Here is a 24368-nt window from a genome sequence, read left to right as displayed (position 1 = left end):
TCACAGGGCCAGTTCTGATCTTCGGGGCCGACCTTTGTCCAGAAGAATTCTGAGAACACTTCATCAGACAGTTTCATCGCCATTAACGCGATCCTGCTCGTTTCCGACACTGAGCCTCCCAAAATACGGCTTCTTAACACTGTTCATAGATTATGGATGCAGCCGTGCTTTTGGTGGCCAGCGGTCACGGGAGGTCGTAGTTGTGTTCCTTGGTAAGTGCTAGCGCCCTTGCGCGGACGACTGCTTGAGGTCAGCCAGCGTGAGTTCGTTCACGTCAAGCCACCGTCTGCAACCGCTGCACTGGCGTCTTTGATGGAGCCGTTCGTTGAACGGGTTGATGTGCAGGCGATCCGCACCTATCAGGTGTCGTTTCACAGACGCCGCACAGTCACATCTACCGACCAAGCGTCCCCAAACGAAAACACCCCCGTCAACCTCCCCCCCACCTCCAGCTCACAAGCCTTTGTCAGCCCACCCGTGATCACCAGATCACCCGCCTCCAGCCGCTGACCAAACACGGCCAGCTCCCGCGCCAGCCGCGCCACCGCGTCCAGCGGGTGGCCGTCGGCGTCGGCGCCCACGCCCTGGCCCAGCGTGTGGTGGCTGCCGTCGTGCAGGCGCACCGCAACGGTGCCCGCCGCCATCATGTCGGTCACCGGCAGGCGCGGCCCGACGACGACCTGGCCGGCGGACGAGTTGTCGGCGGTGTTCTGTTAGAGGTTGAAGCGGTAGCCGGTCCAGGTGGAGTGCACGACCTCGAGGCAGGCGTAGGCGCCCTCCACGGCGGCGGCCACGGTGTGGCGGTCGGCGGGCGCGTGCCGCGCGTCGAGGGCGGTTTGGAGGCGCAGCCCGATCTCGGGTTCGACCCGCGGCTGCACCAGGCGCTCGTGCACCGCGTCCCCCGAGTTCAGCAGCATCCGGTCGGTCAGCGGCCCGATGTTGGGCCGGGCTATGCCCATCTGGCGGCGCATCACTTCCGACGTGTAACCCAGCTTCCACCCGACAACGCGCTCGCCGGCGGCCAGGCGCAGGCCGAGCAGCGCGCGCTGGATGGCGTAGGCGGTGGCGAGGTCGGGCGAGCCGACGGTGGCGTCGGCGTCCAGCGTGCGCCCGGCCTGGCGGGCGGCCCAGATCGCTTCGGCAAGTTGGGCCACCGTCTTCATCCCAGCCGCCCTCAGCCGATGGCACCGCCGCCCACGAACAGCACCTGACCGGTGATGTACGAGGCCTCGGGCGCGCCCAGGAAGCCGATGGCCGCGGCGATCTCTTCTGGTGTGCCCAGGCGGTTCATCGGCGTGTCGCGCAGCGACTGGGTGTAGATGGCTTTCATCCAGCCGGTCTCGGCCTCGCTCAGCGGCTGCGGGTTGCGCGGCACGATGCGCTGGCCGTTGTCGATGGCACCGGGTGAGACGCAGTTGACGCGCACGCCGAATTCGGCGAGTTCCATCGCCATGGCCACCGTCATCGCGTGCACGCCGCCCTTGGCCGCGGCGTTGGGCACGCGGTAGATGCCGCGGGTGGCGATGGAGCCGACGTTGACGATGGCGCTATCGCCCTGGCGCTTCATCAGCGCCGCCATTTCGCGGCAGCACCACAGCGTGGGCCAGAGCGAGCGGTTGATCTCGCGCTGCATCTCGTCGGGCGTGTATTCCCAGAACCGCTTGGCCCAGATGGTGCCGCCCACGTTGTGCACCGACACGTCGATGCGGCCGTGGGCCTGCAGGGCCGCCTGCACCACGGCCTGAGCGGCTTCGTGCTGCTCCAGGTCGGCGGCCACCAGCAGGCCCTCGCCGCCTGCAGCGGTGATCTGGTCGCGCACCGCCTCGCAGGGGCCGGCGGCGCGGTCCACCAGCACCACGCGCGCGCCCTCGGCCGCCATGCGCAGCGCGCAGGCCCGGCCGATGCCCTGCGCGGCGCCGGTCACGACGACCACGCGCCCCTGGTAGCGCTGGGCGGCGATTCCGGTCCTGGTCAGCGGCCGAGGTCTTTGGCGCTGACGCCCGCGATGCCCCAGTTCTCCTTGGGCATTTCGTGGATCCAGACGCGGATGGTTTCCTTCTTCGCGTCGATGGCCTCGTGCAGCGCCTGGGTGACCTTCTCGATCACGGCCTTCTTCTGCTCGGGCGTGCGGCCTTCGAGGATGTAGATCTGTGCGAACGGCATGGTGGTGGTCTCTCGGGGTCAGTTGGCTTTGATGTCCAGCTTGCGGATCAGGGAACCCCAGCGGTTGTTCTCGGCCTTGATGAAGGCGCCGAACTCCTGGGGCGTGGTGACGCGCAGGTTGCCGGAGATGTTGTCGAACGCGGCCTGGGCCTCGGCGATCTTGGCGCCCTTGGCCCAGGCGTCGTGCAGCTTCTGCACGACGGCGGCCGGGGTGGCGGCGGGGGCGACCAGGCCGAACCAGGTCTCCACCGCGAAGCCGGGGTAACCGGACTCGGCCACGGTCGGCACGTCCGGCAGGGCCTTGGCGCGCGTGGGCGAGGTGACGGCCAGCGCCTTGAGCTTGCCGCTGCGGATGTGCTGCAAGGTGGTGGCCAGCGAGCTTTCCATGCTCATGATCACCGTGCCCGAGAGCAGGTCCGGCACGATCTGGCTGGAGCCCTTGTAGGGGATGTTGGTGAGTTCGATGTCGGCCACCGACTGCAGCAGCTCGGCCGCCAGGTGGTTGCTGGTGCCGATGCCGGACGTGCCGTAGCCGAGCTTGCCCGGGTTGGCCTTGGCGTAGGCGACCAAGCCCTTGAGGTCGGCGAACGGTGCGCTCGGGTGCACGACGATCACGCAGGGCGTGGTGCCCACCAGCGAGATCGGGGCGAAGTCCTTTTCCACCTGGAACGGCAGCTTGTCGTAGAGGTAGGGCGCGATGGCCAGGCTGCTGATGGCCGACAGTCCGATGGTGTAGCCGTCCGGCGCGGCCTTGGCCACCGCGTCGGTGCCGATATTGCCGCCGGCGCCGGCCTTGTTCTCGACCACGAAGGACTGGCCCAGCGCGTCGCCCATGGCCTTGGCGGCGGTGCGGCCCATGATGTCGGTGGGTCCACCCGGCGGGAAGGGCACGATGAGCTTGACGGGACGGGCGGGGTAGGCGTCCTGCGACCAACCAGCGGCGGGTGCCAGGGCCAGGCCGGCCCCCACGGAGGCGATGAAATCTCTGCGTTGCATAGGGTGCGTTCCTCAGGCCGCTTTTTTCTGTTGGCGGGCATCGCGCTCGCGGGCCATGGTCATGGCGGTGTCTTCGATCATGTCTTCCTGGCCACCGACCATCTTCTTGCGGCCCAGTTCGACCAGGATGTCGCGCGCCGACAGGCCGTACTTGACGGCGGCGCGTTTGGCGAACAGCAGGAAGCTGCCGTACACGCCGGCATAGCCCAGCGTGAGCGCGTCGCGGTCGATGCGGATCGGGAAGTCCATGATGGGCGTGACCAGGTCTTCGGCCACGTCCTGGATCTTCCAGACGTCCACACCGGTCTGCACGTCCATGCGGTCGAGCACGGCGACCAGCACTTCCATCGGCGTGTTGCCTGCGCCCGCGCCCAGGCCGGCGGCGGCAGCGTCGATGCGGGTGGCGCCACATTCAATGGCGGCGACCGAGTTGGCCACGCCCATGGCCAGGTTGTGGTGGCCGTGGAAGCCCAGCTCGGTCTCGGGCTTGAGCGCGTCGCGCACGGCCTGCAGGCGGGCCTTCACGTCGGCGGGCAGCATGTAGCCGGCCGAGTCGGTGATGTAGATGCAGTTGGCGCCGTAGCCCTCCATCAGCTTGGCCTGTTTCACCAGGCCTTCGGGGCTGTTCATGTGGGCCATCATCAGGAAGCCCACGGTGTCCATGTCGAGCTTTCGGGCGTAGGTGATGTGCTGTTCGCTCACGTCGGCTTCGGTGCAGTGCGTGGCCACGCGGATGGTGTGCACGCCCAGGCCGTGCGCCATCTTCAGGTGGTCGACGGTGCCGATGCCGGGCAGCAGCAGGGCCGAGACCTTGGCCTGCTTCATCAGCGGGATCACGGTGCCCAGGTACTCCTCGTCGGAGTGGGCCGGGAAGCCGTAGTTGACGCTGGAGCCTCCCAGGCCGTCGCCGTGGGTGACCTCGATCAGCGGCACGCCGGCGGCGTCGAGGCCGCAGGCGATGCTCTTCATCTGGTCGAGCGTCATCAGGTGGCGCTTGGGGTGCATCCCGTCGCGCAGGGTCATGTCGTGCAGGGTGATTTTTTGCTGGCTCATGGGGTGCTCCGGATCAAGCGGCGATGGGTTCGAGCACGAGCTCGCCCTTCAGGATTTCTTCGGCAAACATCTCGGCGGTGCGCGCGGCGGCGGCGGTCATGATGTCCAGGTTGCCGGCGTACTTGGGCAGGTAGTCGCCCAGGCCCTCGACCTCCATGAAGACGGAGACGCGGTTGCCGTCGAAGACGGGGCCGTTGACCAGCTTGTAGCCCGGCACGTACTTCTGCACTTCCTTGATCATGTCGTGCACCGACTTCGTGATCGCGGCCTCGTCGGGCGTGCCTTCGACCAGGCAGTGCACCGTGTCGCGCATGATCAGCGGCGGCTCGGCCGGGTTGATCACGATGATGGCCTTGCCCTTCTTGGCGCCGCCCACCTTCTCGACCGCGCCGGCCGTGGTGCGGGTGAACTCGTCGATGTTCTTGCGCGTGCCGGGACCGACCGATTTGCTGGACACGGTGGCGACGATCTCGCCGTAGCTCACCGGCTGCACGCGGCTGACCGCGTAGACCATGGGGATGGTGGCCTGGCCGCCGCAGGTGACCATGTTCACATTCATCTCGCGCTGGCCGACGTGCTGCTTGAGGTTGACCGGCGGCACGCAGTAGGGGCCGATGGCGGCGGGCGTGAGGTCGATCATCATCGCGCCCTGTTCGTTGACCTTGCGCGAGTTCTCGGCGTGCACGTAGGCGCTGGTGGCGTCGAACACGATCTGCACGCCGTCGGCCTTCATGTGCGGAATCAGGCCGTCCACACCCTCGGCGGTGGTCTTGATGCCCATCTCCTTGGCGCGCTTGAGGCCGTCGGAGTTGGGATCGATGCCCACCATCCACACGGGTTCGAGCACGGGGCTGCGCTGCAGCTTGGCCAGCAGGTCGGTGCCGATGTTGCCGGGCCCGATGAGGGCGCACTTGATTTTTTTGGTCATGGGTTGACTCCTGGGGGAAGAAGAAAAAAGGTTCAGGTGAGCGTGCGCACCACGCCACCGTCCACCCGCAGCGCGGCGCCGGTGGTGGCGCTGGCCTGCGGGCTGCAGACGTAGGCCACCATGGCCGCCACCTCGTCGGGGCGGATGAAGCGGCGCAGCAGCGAGGTGGGCCGCGCTTCCCGGAAGAAGCGGGCCGCGGCTTCGTCGAAGCTCAGGCCCTGCTGTGTGGCGAGCGTGTCGAAGAAAGCGCGTGCCCCTTCGGTCAGCGTGGGGCCGGGCAGCACGCTGTTGACCGTGACGGCGGTGCCGGCGCAGCACTCGGCCAGGCCTCGCGCCACGGACAGCTGGGCCGACTTGCTCATGCCGTAGTGCACCATTTCGGCCGGCGGACAGATGCCCGACTCGCTGGAGATGAAGACGATGCGGCCGCGGTTGCGCTCCAGCATGCCCGGCAAGGCGGCGCGTGAAAGTCGCACGCCGCTCATCACGTTGACCTCGAACAGGTGCTGCCAGTCGGCGTCGGCGATCTGCTCGAAGGGCTTGGGCTCGAAGATGCCGAGGTTGTTGACCAGGATGTCCACATCGGCCAGCCGGGTCGCCACCTGCTCGCAGCCGGCGGCGGTGCCCAGGTCGGCGGCGATGCCGGACACCTCGGCCTGCGGGTGCTGTTGGCGCAGGGTCTGCAGTGCGCGCTGCACCGACGCCTCGCCGCGGCCGTTGAGCACCACATGGGCGCCGTCGGCCAGCAGGGCCTGGGCGATGGCCAGGCCGATGCCGGCGGTCGAGCCCGAGACGAAGGCGGTCTGCCCCGCCAGGGGGCGTGGTGCCGGGCTCATGGGCGCCCTCCTGCGGGCGGACGGGCGTGCAGCCAGCCTGCCAGCCAGCGGGTCAGGCGCGGCGCCACCACCCAGGTCATGAGGACCACCACCAGCACGGTGATGACCATGGTGCGCGGCACCAGCGGCCAGTCGGCCAGCAGCGGCGCCACGGTGAGGAACAGCAGCAGCACGGTCGGGAAGATGCCCAGCCAGGTCACGATCGCCACCTTCCAGCGCGGCGGCGGCGCCTTGGTGGTGCTGCCCGCCGGCGCGAACCAGTAGTCCAGCCCGCTGACCCGGCGCATCTCCTGCGCACCTACGGTGTGGGGTGCGACTTGCGCGAGCCAGCGGGCCCGCTCGGGCGAGTCCTGCCAGGCGGCCAGGTGCGCCTCGTTGTCGAAGGCGAAGACCACGTGGTAGAGCAGGGGCTCGTCGCCGCCGCCGGCCTCGCCGGGGCGCACCAGCTGGCCGCCCAGGTGGCCGGGGAAGTGGGTCGCCGCCTCGATCATGCCGGCCATGGCCGCCTCGAAGCCGGCCACGCCTTGGGGTGCGACCCGGCGCGTGACCAGCACGGTCACGGCGCGCGACGGGGTGGCGGGTGCGTTCATGGGTGCAGGCGGCTCAGGGCGGCGCTCAGACGAATCGCATGCCGACCGTGCCCAGGTCCTGGAAGCGCACGTTCACGCTGTCGCCGGCCTGCACCGCAATGGCTTCGGTCACGCCGCCGGTCATGATGAAGCTGCCCGCCGGGATCTCCTGACCGCGCGCGCCCAGGTGGTTGGCCAGGGCGGCGATGGCGGCGGCCGGGTGGCCCATCACGGCGGCGCCGGCGGCCATGGCCACGATCTGGCCGTTCTTCTCCAGCACCACGCCCAGCGTGCGCAGGTCCAGCTCTTCCACCCGGCGGGCACGGCAGCCGATCACGAAGCGCGAGGCCGAGGTGTTGTCGGCGATCACGCTCTTGAGGTCGAACTTGAAGTCGCGGTAGCGGCTGTCGATGATCTCCACGCCGGGGATCACGAAGTCGATCGCGGCCATCACGGCGCCGACATGGCAGCCCGGGCCCTTGAGCGGCGCCTTGGTGACGACGCAGATCTCGGCCTCGACCTTGGGGTGGATGAGTTCGGAGGTCTTGATGTCGCTGCCTTCGGCGCAGGCCATGTAGTCGCTGACGAAGCCGAAGACCGGTGTGTCCACGCCCATCTGCTTCATCTTGGCGTAGGAGGTCAGGCCGCACTTGAGGCCCACCGTCTTGTGGCCGCGTCCTTCCTTGCGCGCGCGGATCAGGTCCTGGATCGCGTAGGCGTCGTCCCAGTCCATGTCCGGGTGGTCGTCGGTGATCTTGGTGACGTCGTGCGCCTTCAGCTCGGCGTTTTCCAGGTGCTCGGCCAGTTGGGCGAGGGTGTTCTTGTCGAGTTTCATGTGGTTGTTTCCTTCCCGCTCAGGCGACGAAACGCACAGACGTGCCGCCCAGGCCGCCGACGCTGCAATACAGGCTGTCGCCCGCGACCACCGGCACCAGCGGCGACTGCGAGCCCGAGAGGATGATGTCGCCGGCCTTCAGGCCGATGCCCAGGCGGCCGAGCGTGTTGGCCAGCCAGGCCACCGCGTTGACCGGCGAGCCCTGCACCGATGCGCCGCAGGACGTGCTGATGATTTCGCCGTTCTTCTCCAGCACCATGCCGGCCAGCGCGAGGTCGAGGTCGCGCGGGCTCTTGCGCAGGCCGCCGAGCGTGAGCACGCCGCAGGAGGCGTTGTCGGCCACGGTGTCCTGGATCTTGATCTTCCAGTCCTTGATGCGCGAGTCGACGATCTCGAAGCACGGCATCACGCAGTCGGTGGCGCGCAGCACGTCGGCCGCGGTGACGCCGGGGCCTTCGAGGTCGCGCGCCAGGATGAAGGCGACCTCGGCCTCGGCCTTGGGCGCGATCATGGTGCCCACCGGGATGGGCTGGCCTTCGTTGTAGACCATGCCCGAGAGCAGGTGGCCGAAGTCGGGCTGGTTGACCTTGAGCATGTCCATCACGACCTTGCTGGTCACGCCGATTTTCTTGCCCACCACGCGCTCGCCCGCGTCCAGGCGGCGTTGGATCATGCGCAGCTGGATCTGGTAGGCGTCCTCGATGGTGATGTCCGCTTCGCGGTCGGTCAGCGGAGCGACGGGTTGGCGGTCGAGCAGCGACTGGTAGAGCTCGTCGCCGTACTGCTGGATCTTGGAGTTGTCCATGGTGTTCTGTGTGGGAAAAGAGGTCAGGCGGACGCGGCGCTCTGCGCGTCGGCTTCGGCGAGGAAGTTCGACACCAGCTGGACGAAGCGCGCGGCGTGTTCGATCTGTGTCCAGTGGCCGCAGTGGCCGAACACGTGCAGCTGGCTGTTGGGAATCCACTGGCTCAGCGTCAGCGAGGTCTGCAGCGGAATCACCTGGTCCTCGCGGCCGTGCACGATGAGCGTCTCGTGCGGCAGCGCGCGAATCGCGGCCTCGGGGCTGGCCATGGCGTCGACCCAGCGCTGGCGCGGGGCGGGGAACATGGCCGAAAACGATTCCTGGAAGCCGGGGCGGACGCTGGCCTGGTAGCGCAGTTCGGCCAGCTCGTCGGTGATCAGGCCCCGGTTGTGTGCGAACACGTCCATGATGCGCTTCATGTTGTCCAGCGAAGCCTCGTAGCCCCAGACCGCGTCCAGGCCCGGCGTGATCGGGAAGGGCACGCCGACCGAGCCCATGAGCACCAGACGGCGCACGCGCTGCGGCGCGCGGATCGCCAGCGCCAGCGAGAGCGCACCGCCAAAGCTGTTGCCGACCACGTCGGCTTTCTCGACGCCCATCGCGTCCATGACATCCAGCGCCTGCTGGACCCAGGTGTCCATGTTGTAGGTGATGCCCGCCGGGCGGTCGGTGTAGCCGAAACCGACCATGTCGGGCGCGATCACGCGGCGGTCCTTTGCGATGACGGGCATCGCGAGGCGCCAGTTGGCCCAGGCACTCACGCCGGGGCCGGAGCCGTGGATGAACAGCACCGGAGGCTGTCCCGGCTTGGAGCTGCCGAGGTCGTGCACGTTGGTGTTGAAGCTGCCTGTGCGAACGCTCAGCGCAATTTCAGGGTTGTGTGGGGCATTCATGTGTCTTGTCCTTGAGGTCTTTGCGTTGAAGGTGCGGCGAGTGGGCCGGGGCGACTGGTGCAGTGAAGTAAAGGAGGAGGCGGGCGCGCAGCGGCGCAGGGGGGGAGATCACAGCTTCACCATCACGTTGCGGAGCTCGGTATAGAACTCCAGGGAGTGCACGCCGCCTTCGCGGCCGATGCCCGAGGCCTTGCTGCCGCCGAAGGCGGTGCGCAGGTCGCGCAGGAACCAGCTGTTGATCCAGCACAGGCCGACTTCGATGGCCGCGGCCATGCGGTGGGCCTTGCCCAGATCCTGCGTCCACACGGTGGTGGCCAGGCCGTAGTCGGTGGCGTTGGCCAGGGCAATCGCTTCCTCTTCGGTGTCGAAGGGCGCGATGTGGCAGCAGGGGCCGAAGATTTCTTCGCGGATCACGCTGGCGCTTTCGGGCAGGCCGGTCCAGATGGTCGGTTGGACGAAGTGGCCGTTGGCGTACTCGCCCGTCATGGCCGGTTCGCCGCCGCCGGTGATCACGGTCGCACCCTCGGCTTTGGCTTTGGCGTAGTAGCCCATGACCTTCTGCTTGTGCTCCGCCGAGATCAGCGGGCCGATGCCCACGCCCGGCATGTCGGGGCCGCCGATCTTCAGGCCTTCGGCCTTGGCTTTCAGTGCCGCGACGAACTTGTCGAAGATCGGGCGCTGCACGTACACGCGCTCGGTGCCCAGGCAGACCTGGCCGCAGTTCTCGAAGGCGCTGCGGGTGATGCCGGCGATGGCCTTGTCGAAGTCGGCGTCGGCGAAAACGATGCCGGCGTTCTTGCCGCCGAGTTCGAACGACACCGGGCGCACACCCTTGGCGGCGGCGGCCATGATGGCTTCACCCGTGCGGGTCTCGCCGGTGAAGGTGATGCCGTTGACACCCGGGTGCTTGGTGATGAATTCGCCGGCCGAGCCGGGGCCGAAGCCGTGCAGCACCTGGTACACGCCCTTGGGCACGCCGACCGCGTTCATCACCTCGCCCAGCAGGGTCGCGGTGGCGGGGGTTTCCTCCGAGGGTTTGACGATGACGGTGTTGCCGCAGGCCAGGGCCGGGCCGACCTTCCAGGTCATCAGCAGCAGCGGCAGGTTCCAGGGGCAGATCACGCCGACCACGCCCAGGGGCGTGCGCAGACCGTAGCTGATGGCCGTGCCGCCGTCGGGCGTGGTCATCTGGAAGCTCTCGGTCGGAACGTTCTTGACGATGTCCGCGAAGATCTTGAAGTTGGCCGCGCCGCGCGGGATGTCGATGTGCGAGGCCAGCGAACGCGGCTTGCCGGTGTCGGCCAGTTCGGCCGCCAGGAAGTCGTCGAAGCGGCGGTTGATCTCGTCGGCCACCGCGTGCAGCAGCTCGGCGCGCTTGACCACGCTCATCGTGCCCCACTCGCCCTTGAGCGCGGCACGGCCCGCGGCCACGGCGGCGTCGACCTCGGCCTGGCCGGCCTCGTGCACCTGGCCGACCACTTCATTGGTGGCCGGGTTGCGGTTGTCGAAGGTCTTGGCGGTGGCGACGAATTCGCCGTTGATGAAGTTCAGGAACTGTTTCATGGTGCGTGAGTGAGATGAAAAATCAGTCGAGGCCCAGGGCTTTCAGGCCGGCGCGGGCGCAGGCCTCGTCCTGCTCGGCCGAGCCGCCGGAAACACCTATACCGCCAATGCGCTGGCCGTCGGTCACGACCGGCAGGCCGCCGCCGAACAGCACCAGGCGCTGGCGCTGGTTCAGGCCAATGCGCAGCAGCTCGTCGTCACCGATGACGCCGCCCCATTGCGAGGTGGGAAAGCCGAAGCTCGCGGCGGTGTAGGCCTTGTCGATCGCGATGTCGATCGAATGCAGGAAGGCATTGGGCATGCGCAGAAAAGCGGCCAGCGTGCCCGAGGCATCGGTCACGGCCACATTGATGCGAATGCCCAATGCCTCCGCGTGCGCCACCGCCGCCTGGCAGGCCATCGAAGCCGCCGACGCGGTGATGACGGAAGAGGGAACAGAGAGAGCGGATGTCATAAGAAGAAGCGGCGAGAGAAAGGTGACTCCGGTTCGAGGGGCACCGAGGAACCGGCTCCGCCGGGCCTCAGGTGCCGTCCCCCCTCCAAGCGCCGAAGGCGCGCCAGAGAGGGGGGAAGCCGCGTCAGCGGCGCAGGGGGTAGATCACGTGTACACCTCGGTGAAAGACGGCACCAGATTGCCCGTGTGATAGAAAATCCCGCTGCCTATCTGGTCTTCGGTCCAGGTTGTCACCGGCCGGTCGCGCTGGGCCAGGTAGCCCAGGCCGGCGAAGGTCTCATTGCGGTTGCCGCTGGGATCGAAGAAGTAGATGGTTTCGCCGCGCGTGATGCCGTGGCGGGTGGGGGCCACGTCGATGCGCGTCTTGGTCTTGGCCATCACGTCGGCGGACTTGAGCACGTCGTGCCACGAGTCCAGGAAGAAGGCGATGTGGTGCAGGCCGCTGCGCGGGCCGCCCACGAAGGCGATGTCGTGCGGCGTGGTGGTGCGGGCCATCCAGGTGGCCGCCTGCATGTTGCCTTCGGGTCCGACCAGCACCTGCTCGGTCAGGAAGAAGTCCAGTGCCTCGGTCATGAAGCGGGTGTTGTCGGCCACGGTGTTGATGCCGGCCTCGGGATTCATCTCGCACATCAGCAGGCAGTGGTCCAGCCAGTGAGCGCCTGCGCCCTTGAGGCCGTCGGGCCAAGGGTCGGGGTTGGTGCTGCCCACGTCGGTGCCGACAAACTCCTTGCTGGCATAGAGGCGCATTTCGTGCCCGCTGGGCAGCTTGAACTGCAGCATGCGGCCGGTCGAGGGCAGGGTGCCTTCGTCGAGCATGATGGTCTTCACGCCCCAGGCCTCGATCTTCTGCTGAAGCGCTTCAAGGTCGGCTTCCTTTTCGACCTTGTAGGCCAGGTGGTTCATGCCGGCCTGGTCCGATGGGGTCAGGATGACCGAGTACTTGTCCCACTCGTCCCAGCACTTGAGGTAGACGTTGCCCGCCTTGTCCTTCATGGTGGTCTTCATGCCCAGCACGTTCTCGTAGTGCCGGACGGCCGCGTCGATGTCCATCACTTTCAGGCTGGCGTGCCCGATGCGCATCACACCCATGTTTTGTCTCCTTGTGGTTGGTTACTGCTGCTGAATTGAAGGGCCGGCAGTCGCAGACTCTGCGCGCCCCTTGGAAAACGGTTTTCTCAACTTGCCGGCCACTTCGACGTTCACCGGCGTCTGGGGCGCCACGCGGCAGGCCAGCGTGTAGCCATGGTTCTCTTCGTCGAGCGTCACGTGTGCACGGCTGATCGGCCCCAGGGCCTTGATCTGTCCCTCGACGATGCGGACCTTGCAGACCCCGCAGCCGCCGTTGACGCAACCCACCGGGATGCCCTTGCGGCCGAGCCGGACCATGCCCGTCAGCAGGCTTTCGTTGCCGGCACAGAGATAGGTCTCGTCCGTCTGGGCGACGTGCACGGCGAACTTGGGGCGGGAATCAAACAGGGACATGTCTCAGTTCTTCTTCAACGCAGCAGCTTCAGCTGCCAAAGATAGGGCGGAGCGGTCATACCGTCCAATACCGAATTTTTGCGACCCTATACTGGTGAGGTATTGCGAACCGAACCAGGAGGCCCCATGGATCTCAAAGACATGCGCCAGTTTCTGGCGGTCGCCGAAGAGCGCAACTTCACCCGCGCGGCCGAGCGCCTGCACATGGCGCAGCCGCCGCTGTCGCGCCAGATCAAGGCGCTGGAAGACGAGATGGGTGCGCCGCTGTTCCTGCGCACGCCGGCCGGTGTGGAGCTGACCGAGGCGGGCCAGGCGCTGCTGGACGAGGTGCCCAACCTGCTGCACCTGGCGCAGCGCGCGGCCGAGCGCACGCGGCGCGCGGCGCAGGGGCTGACCGGACAGCTCGACGTGGGCATCTACGGCTCGGGCGTGCTGGACGTCATTCCCCGTGTGCTCGCGAAGTTCCACGCGCAGCGGCCCGAGGTGCGCATCGCGCTGCACAACCTCACCAAGTCCGAGCAGCTGCAGGCGCTGCGCGAACGGCGCATCAGCGTGGGCTTCAACCGACTGGTCCCGCCCGAGCCGGACCTGGTGGTCGAGTCGGTGCTGCGCGAGCCGCTGCTGGTGGCGATGCACGAAGCGCACCCGCTGGCGCAGCGCAGGCAGGTCGGGATGGCCGACCTCGACGGGCTGCCCATGATCCTCTACCCCAACGAGGCCATCCACGGGCTGGCGCAGGAAGTGGCCGAGGCCTTCCGCCAGGAAGGCGTGCGGCTGGCGGTCGAGCAGGACGTCGAGGACGTGGTGACGGCCGTGGCCCTGGTGGCCAGTGGCTTCGGGCTGACCATCGCCACCCGGTCGGCCGCCAGCCTGCGCCTGCCGGGCGTGGTGTTCGTGCCCTTGCGCAGCCGCCACCTCAAGGACCTGGAGTTGAGCTGCCTCTACCGGCGCGGCGATCCGTCGCCGGTGCTGGCCATGTTCCTGGAGGTGGTGCGTGCGCATGGGAAGAGCGAAACGAAGGGCGGCAACGGCCTCAGACCTGCCTGAACAGCGGGCTGCGGGCAGCCTGCGCGTCGGCCGCCGAGAGGAACTTCTCGGTGTAGATGTCGCGCTCGAACAGGCGGCCCTGCATCAGGGTGGAGATGCAGGCCTCGATCATGGGCGGCGGCCCGCACAGGTAGGCCTTCTGGCCCGCAAAGCTGCCGCCGAAATGCGCCTTGGCCGCTTCGTGCACGAAGCCGCGGAAGCCGTCCCAGTCCGAGCCCTCGGGCTCGTGCGAGAGCGCCGGCACGTACGTGAAGTTGGCGTGCTGTTCGGCGAGCGCGCGGAACTCGGCGTCGTAGTACAGCTCCTCGTGCGAACGCTGTCCGTAGACCAGGGTGATGGGCAGCGTGCAGCCGCGCGAGAGCAGGTCCACGATCATCGAGCGCGGGCTTGACAGCCCCGAGCCGCCGGCCATGAACAGCATCGGCTGGCGCGCCGACTCGCGCACGAAGAAACGGCCGTAGGGGCCGGCCACGCGCAGGCGGTCGCCGGCCTTGAGCTGCTCGTGCAGCCAGGTGGTGCCGGCGCCGCCGGGCAGCTTGCGCACGTTGAGCTCGATGCCCTTCGTGGCGGCCACGTCGGCGGGGTGATTGGCGATCGAGAAGGCGCGGCTGCCCACACCCGGGATCTCCACCTGCACGTACTGCCCCGCCTGGAAGTCGATGGCCTTGTCCAGCTGCAGGTGGATCGCTTTGATGGTGGGCGTGAGGTCCTCGACGCGGCTGACCGTGGCCGCGAAGTCGCGCACCGGGATCACGCGCGCATCGGGTTCCTCGTCGATGTCGGCCTCGATGGTGGTGTCGGCCTGCAGCGTGGCGCAGCAGGCCAGGGTCTTGCCGTCGTCGCGCTCGAAGTCCATCAGCGCGAACGGGTTGGCCGCGCCGTGGTCCACCTCGCCATCGCAGACCTGCACCTTGCAGGTGCCGCAGAGGCCGTGGCCGCAGGCGTGCGGCAGGTAGAGACCCTGCCGCAGCACCGCGTCCAGCACCGTCTGGCCTTCTTCGACCTCGATGGTCGCGCCCAGCGGCTCGATCGTCAGTTGGTAGCTCATGGCCGGATCAGCTGAACGAACCTTTGATCCCTGTGAGCCCAGGGGTTCTGAAGCGGATCGCGTCCTTGTGCACCAGGCCGTTCTCGGCCAGCGACTTGGCCGGGTCGGGCGTCCAGGGCTGGCCGTTCTTCTTCCACTCGACCTGGGCCCAGTCGATCTTGGCGAAGTCCGGGTGGTAGCCGTAGATGCCGGGCAGCACCGCGGCCGACAGCGCGCCGAACGGGGTGTCCGGCGGCAGCGGCAGGCAGACGGGGGCGCAGAACATCAGGTGGTCTTCCCAGCCGATGTAGAGCAGCGGGGCGGGGAAGTTCTCGCGCACATCCCTGGGCGTGAACTCGTAGGGGGCGATGGCGACGACGCTCATTTCGTGTCTCCTTTCCACATCGCAAAGTTCTTCTGGTCTTCCGAACCTTCGAAGTCGAAGTTATCGCGGCCGACTTCCATCTCGTAGTACTTGAGCACGGCCATCAGCGGGTCGAAGCCCTCGGCGGTCGGGTCGGTGCCTTCGGGGAAGCAGTGGCCCTGGTAGATCTGGTGCACCGGCAGCCAGCTCTGCACGTACTTCTCGGGCTCGTGGTCGAAGATGCTCTTGCAGTGGTCGCTGCAGAAGTGGTACTTGTAGGCCTTGTAGTCGCTGTCGCGGTAGCAGATCTTGCTGGGGTCACCCTCTTCGGTGAACAGCATCGGGATCTGGCAGGTGGTGCACAGCATCGGCAGCGTCATGTTGTAGAAGCGCTTGCCTTCGGCGGCCTGGTCGCGCCAGAACTCCCAGCGCGGGCGGTAGTACTTGTCGAAGGTCTCGGGGTACTTCTCGCTCAGCCAGGCCAGTTCGTCTTCCTTGGGCACCCAGGTGTGGAACGGGGCGGCGCCGTTGTAGTTGTAGAAGGTGGCCCAGGCCTGGTGGCTGATGTGGTCCTTGCCTTCGCAGGCCTGCTTCCAGCCGGCCGGCTCGCGGATGCCGTAGCGCGCCAGGTCCTTGAACAGGGCGCCGCCGTTTTCTTCGGCGTACATCTCCCAGGCTTCCTTCCAGCTCATCACGCGCTTGGGCAGCATGTAGTCCTGCATCATCGCGACCAGGGTCAGCAGGCGGTAGCCGCGCCAGAACCACTTGTCGATCCAGCGCTGCACGATGGGCACGTTGTCCGGGTCCTGCTCCAGCAGGAACTTGATGCACTCGATGCCCAGCGTCATGTGGCGGCTCTCGTCGCTCTGCGCGCTGAAGCCGAAGGTCACGGTGGACATGTCGCCGTTGTGCGCCGCGCCGCTCATGAAGGGCACGAACAGCAGGTTGGTCAGCACGTACTCGAAGCTGAAGCTGACGGCTGTGAGGAACTCGAACGGACCACCGGTGCAGGCGTCTTCGAAGAAGGACTTCGGCACCGACAGGTACCACACGCGGTCGTACCAGTGGTTCGAGTGGTGAATGCCGTTGAAGTACTTGTTGTAGTGGCTGATCGCGTGCGTCTCGGTCTGGTAGTGGCGCAGCTCGTCGATGGACTGCATCTGCGCCGCGACGCGGGCGCCTTCGCCGGTGAACTGGCGGCCCACATGGGCGAAGCCGCGGTGCGCGTAGTACTCCAGCGGCGTCACGCCCTGGATGAACAGCTTGAGCGCGTTGACGTAGCGCGCGTCGGTCACGCCGAGCTGGCCGTTGTTCTGCGCGAAGGCCTCGATGACGGCGTAGAGCTTCTTCTCCTTCTCGCCCTGGTACTTCCAGTACGCGTCCATCGTCAGGCGGAACGGGTCCTGCCACTTGTCCCAGTCGTGGATCTTGATGCCCTCGTACTTGTCGTACGGGAACACCTTGTCCATCGGCTGGTAGCTGGTCTCCCAGCCCAGGCCGCGGGTCATGGCGGCGTAGCGTTCTTTCAGGCCGAGCTTCTTGCTGGCAACACGGGTGTCCATGCGTTGTCTCCTTCTGCGTTGTGTTCAGTGCTTCCAGCTCAGCGTGAGCTGGTCGTCGTCCTCGTCGATGTAGCCCGAGAGGGTGACGAGGTTGACGTGGATGGCTTGCAGGTCGTAGGGCCGCCCGGTGAGGCCCTCGATGGTTTCGCGGCGGATGGTCAGGCTGCCGGGCGCGTTGATCTTGACCAGGCCGGTCGGGTGGGTCAGCACCGCGTTCGGGTTGTCGGCCACGATGGCGTCGATCACCGGACGGGACTCTTCGTTGTGTTGGAAGGCGATGAATACGTCGGACATGTTGTGGTCTCCTGTTCAGGCCTGGTCAGGCGGTGACGCCGGTCTTGGCCAGGCGCGCCTGCAGCTGCACGCGGGCGTCGCTCAACACGGTTTCTCCGGTCTCGCCCAGGGCCAGGCGGGCGATGGGCGAGAGGGCGGCCTGGGCGCGGTCCATCCAGTGGCCGGCCCAGCCGCGCAGCAGGGCTTTGTTGGCGTCCGATTCGGCGCCCGCGGCCTTGATGACGGCGTCGATCCAGCGCGCGGTTTCGTCGTGCCACTCGGGCATGAAGCTGGTCAGCATTGCGACCGCGGTGCCGCCCTGCAGGGCGACGTGGTCGTCCACGAAGCCACCGTAGATCAGCGGGTACAGCAGGCCGTCGAGCGCGAAGTTCTGCGCCACGAACAGCTCGAACGGGTCGCTGACCACGAAGCTGTCCTCGACCAGCCGGCGCAGGCCCTGCCACTCGGGGGCGTCCAGCCAGGCCTGCTTGCCGTCTTCCATGGACTGCGGCTCGCCCAGCACCAGGCCCAGGCGGGTCAGGTACTGCGCCACACCCAGGTTGTCCATCGCGTGGAACATGGCCGGCGCGGTGAAGGCGGTGCCGTAGCCGTAGGCGCAGATGGACGCGTTGTTCATGTTGGCACCCCAGGCCGCGTGGCGCAGCGGCATCAGCACGCTCAGGGCCTTCTCGCGCACGGCGTCGGGCATCATGCCGACCATGCCGCGCTGCTCGACGAACTGGAAGTTGGCCTCCATCGCGTCCTGCTGCTTGGCGCGGGCCATGGTCCAGGTGGCGTAATAGAACTGGCGCGGGTCCTTGAGCACGTACCAGTCGGCCAGCACGATCTTGCTGCGGCTGGCGTCGAAGAGTTCGTGGCCCGGGTCCCAGGTCGGCCGGTAGTGGAAGTTGACCATCGGCTGGGCGCCGAAAGTGGCCTCCTGGTAGCGGCTGGCGGTTTTGTCGCCGCCGATGTATTTCGCCACGTGGGCGTAGGTCTGGCGCAGCGGCGTGATCTCCCGCGCCTGCAGGTCGATGTTCATCGGTGCTTGTCTCCGTTGGAATGGTTGTTGAACGGCTCTCGGGAACTCAGGTGTCCAGACGCTGCACCCGGTTGTTGGCGCAGAAGGCCTCGAAGGCCGAGGCCGGCAGCATCAGCTCCACCGCCAGCTCCGGCCAGCCGATCGAGAACTCGAAGGCGACCAGGCCGTCGGCACGGCGTTCGATCACCCGCACGAAGCGCAGCGAGGTGTCGACGGCGGGCAGGGAGGTGTCGGTGGTCTGGGGCATGGTGCTTGGGGCGGTCGGTGCGTTGTCGGACGCGTCCCCTTTCGCAGGTGGCGTGCCAGTCTGCCGGGGTTGGGTCGAAAATCTCGATATTTCAGGGAAATCCCTGAGAAAAATGTCGGTGTGCAGCGCAGCATCTGGATCGCCAGACACCCTTCGATAGTCTGTTTCTTGGACTGTTGCGGCGCAGCACGTGAGAAAAATCTCGATTTGATGAGGTGCTTTTTGCTGCGAGTGATCAAATGATCAATTTCAGGCACTGCTTCGCCGGTTTGTCGATTTGGGGGTGCTTGGCGGAAAATATCGAGATTCCAGTCGCGGCAGAGCGACCCACCGGAGACACCTTTGGACCCCCACCTGACCTACCCGCCCGACAACGACCTGCGCCGGCTGCTGCGCTTCGAGCCGCACAGCGGCGCCATCTGGCTGGGCGAGCGGCGCATGGTGCTGCTGCACACCGCGGCGCTGACGGCGCTGCGCCACGACCTCATCACCTCGGTCGGCAAGGAACACGCGCGGCGCCTGCTCACGCGCATGGGCTATGCCTGCGGCCTGCACGATGCGGGCTTCGCGGCCAAGACGCGCGGCAAGAAGACGCTGGAAGACATGTTCCTGGTCGGGCCGCAGCTGCACATGCTCGAGGGTGCGGCCCGGGTCACGCCGGTGCGGCTGGAGATGGACGCCGCGGCCGGCCGCTTCGAGGGCGTGTTCCGCTGGGACGATTCGTGGGAGGCACACGCGCACCGCCTTCACTATGGCGTGGTCGACGAGCCGGCCTGCTGGACCCTGCTGGGCTACGCCAGCGGCTACAGCAGCGCCTTCATGGGCCGGCTGATCCTGTTCAAGGAAATCAAGTGTTCGGCCTGCGGCGACGACCACTGCCTGATAGAGGGCCGCCCGATCGACGACTGGCCCGACGGCGATGCGCACCGCCAGTACTTCGAGGACGACTCGCTGCTGGAGAAGATGGCCGCGCTGAACCAGCAGGTCGAGGCGTTGAAGAACACGCTGGAGCCTGCCGAGTCGGGTGGCATGCTGGTCGGCTCCTCGCCGGGCTTCCAGCACGCGCACGACCTGATGCGCCGCGCCGCGGCGACGCAGGTGACGGTGCTGCTGACCGGCGAGACCGGCGTGGGCAAGGAGCGCTTCGCGCGCGCGCTGCACGAACACTCCGAGCGCGCCGCCGGGCCGTTCGTGGCGGTCAACTGCGCGGCGCTGCCGGCCGAGCTGATCGAGGCCGAGCTGTTCGGCGTCGAGAAGGGCGCCTTCACCGGCGCGCATGCGGCGCGGGCCGGCCGCTTCGAGCGGGCCGAAGGCGGCACGCTGTTCCTCGACGAGGTGGGCGACATGCCGCTGCCGGCGCAGGCCAAGCTGCTGCGCGTGCTGCAGGAGGGCGAGATCGAGCGCCTGGGCAGCGAGAGCGCGCGCAAGGTCAACGTGCGCCTCGTGACGGCGACCAACGTCAACCTCGAAGCCGCGGTCGAACGCGGGCAGTTCCGGCGCGACCTGTTCTACCGCCTCAACGTCTACCCGATCTGCATCCCGCCGCTGCGCGAACGCAGCAGCGACATCGAGCCGCTGGCTCGGCACCTGCTGGCGCGCTTCACCGCGCTGCACCAGAAGCGCCTGGGCGGCTTCAGCGACCGTGCGCTGCAGACGCTGGCTCGCCACCGCTGGCCCGGCAACGTGCGCGAGCTGGAGAACCTGGTCGAGCGCGGCGTGATCCTGGCGGCGCAGGGCGGCGTGATCGAGGCCGAGCACCTGTTCCCCAACCAGTCCGAGCCGACGCAGGACGGCATCGACCCGCAGGGCCGGCTGGCGCGCCGTGCGCCCGAGGACGAGCTGCGCCTGTGCGCGCAGGTGCTCGATGCCGGCGTGCCGATCGAGACCCTGGAGGCGCAGGTGCTGGCCCTGGCGGTCGAGCGCAGCCGCGGCAATCTGGCCGGCGCCGCCCGCCTGCTGGGTCTGAGCCGCGCGCAGCTGGCCTACCGGCTCAAGCGCGCCCAGAACCCCGAACCCGACTGAGCACGTTCATGTTGCACACACTGCTCCAACCCGTCCACGCTGCCGGCCCTGCGCCGCGCAGCGACGAACCCGAACCCCGCACGCTCACCGAACGCGCCTACCGGGCGCTGCGTCACGACATCGTGTGCGGCGATCTGCAGCCGGGCCAGCGCCTGCGCGTCGAGCACCTCAAGGACCACTACGGCGTGGGCGCCGGCACGCTGCGGGAGGCGTTGGCGCTGCTCGTGTCCGACGCGCTGGTCACGGTCGAAGGCCAGCGCGGCTACCGCGTCAGCGCGGTCTCGCTGGACGATCTGCGCGACCTGACCGACACCCGCGTGCGGCTGGAAACCGAAGCGCTGCGCCAGTCGATCCGGCTCGGCGACGCGGGCTGGGAGCGCTCGGTGCGCGGGGCCTTTGCACAGCTCAGCGTGGCCGAGGAGGGCGGCGCCGGCCGCGACCCGGACCAGTGGGAGCGCGCCAACCGCCACTTCCACGAAACCCTGATCGCGGGCCACAGCTCACCCTGGACGCGGCATCTGCTGGACATCCTCTACCGCCACGGCGAGCGCTACCGCCACATCGCCATCCGCATCGGCGCCACGCCGGGCTTCGACCGCGATGTGCACGCCGAGCACCAGGGCATCTTTCTGGCGGCGATGGCGCGGCAGGAGGCGCGCGCCGCGCTGGCGCTGGAAGCCCACATCCGCCTGACCTGCGACATCCTGACGCGGCACGCAGACGCGGCGGCAGGGGGCGGATTTAAGCTGTCTTAATACGGGTAGGGGTACCATGGTCTTCCCCTTGTCCACCTGCAACGGCCATGAAGTACCCACACCTCCGAGTCCTGTCCGTGCTTGTCCTTGCCGCGGGCGCCTGCGCCTGGCCCGCCTGGGCGGCCGACCCTGTCACCGATGCCCTGCAGAAGGCCTACGTGCCCTACCGTGCTGCCCTGTTCAAGACCAACGCCGGCCAGGCCGGCGAGTCCGCCGAAGCGCTTAAGCAGGCACAACAGGCCTGGGCCCAGGTGACCCAGCTGGTGAAGTCCCAGCCCACCGTGCCTTATGCCAACGATGCGCTGATGGCCAAGACGCTGACGGGCGTCGACGGGTACTACGCGGTGGCCGCGCAACAGGTGGCCGCTGGCAAACTGACCGACGCACACGCCACGCTGGAGTCGGTGCGCGACCTGCTCAGTGAACTGCGGCGACAGAACCAGGTGATCGTCTACAGCGACCACATGAACGCCTACCACGCCCAGATGGAGCATCTGCTGGACGAGGGGCCGAAGTGGCTCCAGGCGGACGGCGGTTTGCCGAAGCTGGCCGCGCAGGCCGGCGTGCTGAACTACCTGGCGGGCCTGCTCGCCAGCGAAGCCACTGCGGCGGCGCAGTCATCGCCAGAGTTCAAGGAACTGCTGGGCGCGGTGACTCGGTCGGTGGAGGCGCTGAACGCGGCGGTGGCGGCGGGCGACAGGGCCTTGATCGAGAAGGCCATCGGCCAGGTCAAGGCGCCCTACAGCAAGCTGTTCATCAAGTTCGGCTGAACCGGGGTCGCTGCTCAGGCGCCCAGCGCCGGGAACAGCTTGACCAGACCGGCGGCCATCACCTCCACCGCGAGCGCGGCCAGGATCAGGCCCATCAGCCGGGTCATCACGTTGATGCCGGTCTGGCCCAGGAAGCGCGCGATGGGCCGGGCCGCGGCGAAGCACACGGCGGTGGCCAGCGCGATCACCACGCCGTAGCCCACCAGGGCGGCGTGCTGGAAGAAGGTCTTGGCCTGGTCGGCGTAGATCACCACCGTGGACATGGTGGCCGGGCCGGTGAGCAGCGGGATGGTCAGCGGCACCACCGCGATCGAGGCCTTGGTGCCCGCGTCGTCCACCTCGCCCTTGGTGGCCTTGGCCTCGGCCGGCTGGGCGTTCAGCATGGACAGGGCCGAGGTCAGCAGCAGCATGCCGCCACCCACCTGGAAGCTCGCCAGCGAGATGCTGAAGAACTCCAGCACCTGCAGGCCCATGATGGCGCAGGTGGCGATGACCACGAAGGCGCTGAATGACGAGATCAGGATGGTGCGCTTGCGCTGCGCCGCACTGAAGCCCTGCGTGTAGTGGATGAAGAAGGGCACGATGGCCAGCGGGTTGACCAGGGCCAGCAGGGTGATCAGGGGCTTGAAGTCCATGCCGCTATTGTGCGGGCTCCCGTCTTCTGAACATGCCGTAGCCCTCCATGTGCAGCACTTTCTCGCCCTGCTGGTTGAACATCTCCCAGATCGTGCGCACCAGGCCGACGTCGGGGCGTTTGCTCATCGGCCGCTTCTCGGTGATGGTGTGCTGCAGCCGCAGCACGTCGCCGGGGTAGACCGGCTTGGTCCACTTCAGGCTCTCCAGGCCGGGCGAGCCGAGGCTGGAGGTCTCGTGCAGGAAGTTGGTCACCATCAGCCGCATGGCCATGGCGCAGGTGTGCCAGCCGCTGGAGCTGAGCGCCCCGAACACCGAGGCCCGGCCGCCTTCTTCACTGAGGTGGAAGGGCTGCGGGTCGAACTGGCTGGCGAAGGCGATGATCTCTTCCTTCGTCGGCGAGATGCTGCCCAGGTCGCGCGTCTGGCCGATCTCCAGGTCTTCCCACCAGATCTTGATGTGCGGGCTGTTCTCGGGTGTGGTCGCGGTCATGGTTCTAGCGTCCTCCAGAGACGTCGATCAGGGACATGGTGGTGTAGCTTGCAGCATCCGACAGCAGCCAGACGATGGCCTGCGCCACCTCGTCGGCCGTGCCGCCGCGCTGCATGGGCACCTGGTGCTTGAGCAGGTTCACCCGGTCGGGGATGCCTCCCGAGGCGTGGATCTCGGTCTCGATGAGGCCCGGTCGCACCGCGTTGACGCGGATGCCGTCGCCCGCTACTTCCTTGGCCAGTCCGATGGTGAAGGCGTCGATCGCGCCCTTGGCCGCCGCGTAGTCCACGTACTGTCCGGGCGCACCCAGCCGCGCCGCGGCGCTGGACAGGTTGACGATGGACCCGCCGTCGCCGCCGTGGCGCGTGCTCATGCGCCGCACCGCCTCGCGAGCGCAGAGAAAACTGCCGAACACGTTGATGTCGAACATGCGCTTCCAGCGCGCCGCGCTCATCTCGTCGACGCGGGCCGTCACGTCGACCACACCGGCGTTGTTCACCAGCCCGGTGAGCCGGCCCAGCTTGGCGTCCACCTTCTCGAACATGCGCAGCACCTGCGCCTCGTCGGCCACGTCGGCCTGCACGGTGATGGCGGTCCCGCCGCTGGCGCGGATGCTGCGCACCACCTCGTCGGCCGCCAGCGAATTCGCGGTGTAGTTCACCGCCACCGCCCAGCCCTGGCGCGCCGCGAGCAGCGCGGTGGCCGCCCCGATGCCGCGGCTGCCACCGGTGACCAGCAAAACCTTGTTCATGTCTGTGCCTCCTGCAAACGGCCCGAAACAGCGGTACAACCGCATCTACCGGAACATAACGCAGCGCCGGGGGCCTCGCCTGTCGCCGACCGGACCCACAACAACCCATCGTTCGGAGACTTCATGGGAACCTTTGCCCAGCTCACCGCCGCCGACGGCTTCACCTTCCCCGCCTACGTGGCCCAACCCGCCGTCCAGTCCAAGGGCGGCCTGGTCGTGCTGCAGGAAATTTTCGGCGTCAACAGCCACATCCAGGCCGTGGCCGACGGTTACGCCGCCGACGGCTATTTCGTCGTCGCGCCGTCCACCTTCCACCACGTCAAGGCCGGCGTCGAGCTGGGCTACACCGAGGCCGACATGGGCGCCGGTTTCGAGCTCAAGACGGCGGTGGAAGCCCTGCCCGCGCCCGGCGTGCTGGCCGACATCCAGGCCGCCATCCGCCACGCCGCGCAGGGTGGCAAAGTGGGCATCGTGGGCTACTGCTGGGGTGGCCTGCTCACCTGGCGCAGCGCCTGCGAACTGGTGGGCCTGAGCGCTGCCGTTCCCTACTACGGCGGCGGCATGACCACCCCGGCCGAGGTGTCGCGCCAGCCCCAGGTGCCGGTGCTGGCCCACTTTGCCGAAGAAGACAAATGGATCCCGCTGGACAGCGTGCAGGCCTTCCGCCAGGCCCATCCGGAGGTGATGGTGCACACCTACCCGGCCCACCACGGTTTCAACTGCGACCAGCGGGCCAGCTGGAACGCCGACGCCGCCCGCCTGGCGCGCGAGCGCAGCCTGGCCTTTCTGGCGCAACACCTGGGCTGACG

30 protein-coding genes are annotated in these 24368 nt (G+C 67.7%); 5 read left to right on the top strand and 25 right to left on the bottom strand.

Annotated features, from left to right (window positions below; translation table 11 throughout):
• Nucleotides 1-371: 371 nt before the first annotated feature.
• The 16 genes from AC1Q64_RS23450 to AC1Q64_RS23375 all read right to left on the bottom strand — a co-directional run bounded on the left by AC1Q64_RS23450 (nucleotide 372) and on the right by AC1Q64_RS23375 (nucleotide 12574).
• Complete coding sequence (locus AC1Q64_RS23450) at nucleotides 372-656, bottom strand: hypothetical protein (RefSeq protein WP_492252967.1); 285 nt, start codon at nucleotides 654-656, stop codon at nucleotides 372-374.
• Between the two features lie 57 nt (nucleotides 657-713).
• On the bottom strand, nucleotides 714-1163 hold the full coding sequence (locus AC1Q64_RS23445) for a 2-keto-4-pentenoate hydratase (RefSeq protein ID WP_492252966.1): 450 nt from the start codon (nucleotides 1161-1163) through the stop codon (nucleotides 714-716).
• Nucleotides 1164-1174: 11 nt separating this feature from the next.
• Nucleotides 1175-1960 (bottom strand): 1,6-dihydroxycyclohexa-2,4-diene-1-carboxylate dehydrogenase, encoded by a 786-nt coding sequence (locus AC1Q64_RS23440; protein ID WP_492252968.1) that lies wholly within the window; start codon nucleotides 1958-1960, stop codon nucleotides 1175-1177.
• Between the two features lie 11 nt (nucleotides 1961-1971).
• On the bottom strand, nucleotides 1972-2163 hold the full coding sequence (thmT, locus tag AC1Q64_RS23435) for a 2-hydroxymuconate tautomerase (protein ID WP_008328882.1): 192 nt from the start codon (nucleotides 2161-2163) through the stop codon (nucleotides 1972-1974).
• An 18-nt stretch (nucleotides 2164-2181) separates the two neighbouring features.
• Entirely contained in the window at nucleotides 2182-3159 is a 978-nt protein-coding gene (locus AC1Q64_RS23430; protein ID WP_492252965.1) for a Bug family tripartite tricarboxylate transporter substrate binding protein, read from the bottom strand.
• 12 nt (nucleotides 3160-3171) lie between these two features.
• Nucleotides 3172-4212 (bottom strand): 4-hydroxy-2-oxovalerate aldolase, encoded by a 1041-nt coding sequence (gene dmpG, locus AC1Q64_RS23425; RefSeq protein WP_060984465.1) that lies wholly within the window; start codon nucleotides 4210-4212, stop codon nucleotides 3172-3174.
• A 13-nt stretch (nucleotides 4213-4225) separates the two neighbouring features.
• On the bottom strand, nucleotides 4226-5140 hold the full coding sequence (locus AC1Q64_RS23420; protein ID WP_108499296.1) for an acetaldehyde dehydrogenase (acetylating): 915 nt from the start codon (nucleotides 5138-5140) through the stop codon (nucleotides 4226-4228).
• 32 nt (nucleotides 5141-5172) lie between these two features.
• Entirely contained in the window at nucleotides 5173-5976 is an 804-nt protein-coding gene (locus AC1Q64_RS23415; RefSeq protein ID WP_060984467.1) for an SDR family NAD(P)-dependent oxidoreductase, read from the bottom strand.
• Nucleotides 5973-6566 carry an antibiotic biosynthesis monooxygenase gene (locus tag AC1Q64_RS23410; protein ID WP_060984468.1) on the bottom strand — a complete coding sequence of 198 codons (594 nt, stop codon included), beginning with the start codon at nucleotides 6564-6566 and terminating at the stop codon, nucleotides 5973-5975. The genes AC1Q64_RS23415 and AC1Q64_RS23410 overlap by 4 nt, the downstream gene beginning before the upstream one ends.
• A gap of 25 nt (nucleotides 6567-6591) precedes the next feature.
• The gene (gene dmpH, locus AC1Q64_RS23405) at nucleotides 6592-7380 is read right to left on the bottom strand and encodes a 2-oxo-3-hexenedioate decarboxylase (RefSeq protein WP_492252964.1); all 789 of its coding nucleotides are present in this window, start codon (nucleotides 7378-7380) and stop codon (nucleotides 6592-6594) included.
• Between the two features lie 19 nt (nucleotides 7381-7399).
• Nucleotides 7400-8185 (bottom strand): 2-oxopent-4-enoate hydratase, encoded by a 786-nt coding sequence (gene dmpE, locus AC1Q64_RS23400; RefSeq protein WP_108499293.1) that lies wholly within the window; start codon nucleotides 8183-8185, stop codon nucleotides 7400-7402.
• A 23-nt stretch (nucleotides 8186-8208) separates the two neighbouring features.
• Complete coding sequence (locus AC1Q64_RS23395; protein ID WP_108499292.1) at nucleotides 8209-9075, bottom strand: alpha/beta fold hydrolase; 867 nt, start codon at nucleotides 9073-9075, stop codon at nucleotides 8209-8211.
• A 108-nt stretch (nucleotides 9076-9183) separates the two neighbouring features.
• Entirely contained in the window at nucleotides 9184-10638 is a 1455-nt protein-coding gene (locus tag AC1Q64_RS23390) for a 2-hydroxymuconic semialdehyde dehydrogenase (protein ID WP_404303416.1), read from the bottom strand.
• Between the two features lie 22 nt (nucleotides 10639-10660).
• Complete coding sequence (locus tag AC1Q64_RS23385; RefSeq protein WP_066786844.1) at nucleotides 10661-11092, bottom strand: GlcG/HbpS family heme-binding protein; 432 nt, start codon at nucleotides 11090-11092, stop codon at nucleotides 10661-10663.
• 144 nt (nucleotides 11093-11236) lie between these two features.
• Nucleotides 11237-12181, bottom strand: coding sequence for a catechol 2,3-dioxygenase (locus AC1Q64_RS23380; protein WP_492252963.1), 945 nt, complete (start codon nucleotides 12179-12181; stop codon nucleotides 11237-11239).
• Nucleotides 12182-12202: 21 nt separating this feature from the next.
• Nucleotides 12203-12574, bottom strand: a complete 372-nt coding sequence (locus tag AC1Q64_RS23375; protein WP_404303419.1) for a 2Fe-2S iron-sulfur cluster binding domain-containing protein — start codon at nucleotides 12572-12574, stop codon at nucleotides 12203-12205.
• Between the two features lie 126 nt (nucleotides 12575-12700).
• Between AC1Q64_RS23375 and AC1Q64_RS23370 the strand changes: the two genes are divergently transcribed.
• Nucleotides 12701-13621: a LysR family transcriptional regulator gene (locus tag AC1Q64_RS23370; RefSeq protein ID WP_066786854.1), complete on the top strand. Its 921-nt coding sequence runs from the start codon at nucleotides 12701-12703 to the stop codon at nucleotides 13619-13621.
• Here AC1Q64_RS23370 and AC1Q64_RS23365 read toward each other — a convergent pair.
• From AC1Q64_RS23365 to AC1Q64_RS23340, 6 genes are read right to left on the bottom strand one after another with little or no spacing between them, the layout of a single operon-like run.
• The gene (locus AC1Q64_RS23365) at nucleotides 13608-14669 is read right to left on the bottom strand and encodes an NADH:ubiquinone reductase (Na(+)-transporting) subunit F (protein WP_108499289.1); all 1062 of its coding nucleotides are present in this window, start codon (nucleotides 14667-14669) and stop codon (nucleotides 13608-13610) included. The genes AC1Q64_RS23370 and AC1Q64_RS23365 overlap by 14 nt on opposite strands.
• 7 nt (nucleotides 14670-14676) lie before the next feature.
• Entirely contained in the window at nucleotides 14677-15033 is a 357-nt protein-coding gene (locus tag AC1Q64_RS23360; RefSeq protein WP_108499288.1) for a phenol hydroxylase subunit P4, read from the bottom strand.
• A complete protein-coding gene (locus AC1Q64_RS23355; RefSeq protein WP_108499287.1) occupies nucleotides 15030-16574 on the bottom strand; it encodes an aromatic/alkene/methane monooxygenase hydroxylase/oxygenase subunit alpha in 1545 nt (514 codons plus the stop codon). Before AC1Q64_RS23355 ends, AC1Q64_RS23360 begins: the two co-directional genes overlap by 4 nt.
• Before the next feature lie 24 nt (nucleotides 16575-16598).
• Nucleotides 16599-16868 (bottom strand): MmoB/DmpM family protein, encoded by a 270-nt coding sequence (locus AC1Q64_RS23350; RefSeq protein WP_008344278.1) that lies wholly within the window; start codon nucleotides 16866-16868, stop codon nucleotides 16599-16601.
• Between the two features lie 25 nt (nucleotides 16869-16893).
• On the bottom strand, nucleotides 16894-17889 hold the full coding sequence (locus tag AC1Q64_RS23345) for an aromatic/alkene monooxygenase hydroxylase subunit beta (RefSeq protein WP_492252962.1): 996 nt from the start codon (nucleotides 17887-17889) through the stop codon (nucleotides 16894-16896).
• A 46-nt stretch (nucleotides 17890-17935) separates the two neighbouring features.
• Nucleotides 17936-18136, bottom strand: coding sequence for a phenol hydroxylase subunit (locus AC1Q64_RS23340; RefSeq protein ID WP_108499285.1), 201 nt, complete (start codon nucleotides 18134-18136; stop codon nucleotides 17936-17938).
• 342 nt (nucleotides 18137-18478) lie between these two features.
• On the opposite strand from AC1Q64_RS23340, the gene AC1Q64_RS23335 reads away from it, so the two are divergent.
• The 3 genes from AC1Q64_RS23335 to AC1Q64_RS23325 all read left to right on the top strand — a co-directional run bounded on the left by AC1Q64_RS23335 (nucleotide 18479) and on the right by AC1Q64_RS23325 (nucleotide 21683).
• Nucleotides 18479-20158, top strand: a complete 1680-nt coding sequence (locus AC1Q64_RS23335) for a sigma 54-interacting transcriptional regulator (protein WP_492252961.1) — start codon at nucleotides 18479-18481, stop codon at nucleotides 20156-20158.
• A gap of 8 nt (nucleotides 20159-20166) precedes the next feature.
• Entirely contained in the window at nucleotides 20167-20913 is a 747-nt protein-coding gene (locus AC1Q64_RS23330; RefSeq protein ID WP_108498391.1) for a GntR family transcriptional regulator, read from the top strand.
• Nucleotides 20914-20990: 77 nt separating this feature from the next.
• Nucleotides 20991-21683 (top strand): hypothetical protein, encoded by a 693-nt coding sequence (locus tag AC1Q64_RS23325; protein ID WP_146191314.1) that lies wholly within the window; start codon nucleotides 20991-20993, stop codon nucleotides 21681-21683.
• A gap of 14 nt (nucleotides 21684-21697) precedes the next feature.
• Here AC1Q64_RS23325 and AC1Q64_RS23320 read toward each other — a convergent pair whose 3' ends face one another.
• From AC1Q64_RS23320 to AC1Q64_RS23310, 3 genes are read right to left on the bottom strand one after another with little or no spacing between them, the layout of a single operon-like run.
• Nucleotides 21698-22318 (bottom strand): MarC family protein, encoded by a 621-nt coding sequence (locus tag AC1Q64_RS23320; RefSeq protein ID WP_108498389.1) that lies wholly within the window; start codon nucleotides 22316-22318, stop codon nucleotides 21698-21700.
• A gap of 4 nt (nucleotides 22319-22322) precedes the next feature.
• Nucleotides 22323-22808: a MaoC family dehydratase gene (locus AC1Q64_RS23315; protein WP_108498388.1), complete on the bottom strand. Its 486-nt coding sequence runs from the start codon at nucleotides 22806-22808 to the stop codon at nucleotides 22323-22325.
• Nucleotides 22809-22812: 4 nt separating this feature from the next.
• On the bottom strand, nucleotides 22813-23559 hold the full coding sequence (locus tag AC1Q64_RS23310; protein ID WP_404303422.1) for an SDR family oxidoreductase: 747 nt from the start codon (nucleotides 23557-23559) through the stop codon (nucleotides 22813-22815).
• A gap of 123 nt (nucleotides 23560-23682) precedes the next feature.
• On the opposite strand from AC1Q64_RS23310, the gene AC1Q64_RS23305 reads away from it, so the two are divergent.
• Entirely contained in the window at nucleotides 23683-24366 is a 684-nt protein-coding gene (locus tag AC1Q64_RS23305) for a dienelactone hydrolase family protein (protein WP_108498386.1), read from the top strand.
• The last annotated feature ends 2 nt before the right edge of the window (nucleotides 24367-24368 follow it).

Source organism: Acidovorax sp. GW835-FHT14G06, from assembly GCF_058793595.1.
This window is presented reverse-complemented; position numbering and strand designations above follow the sequence as displayed.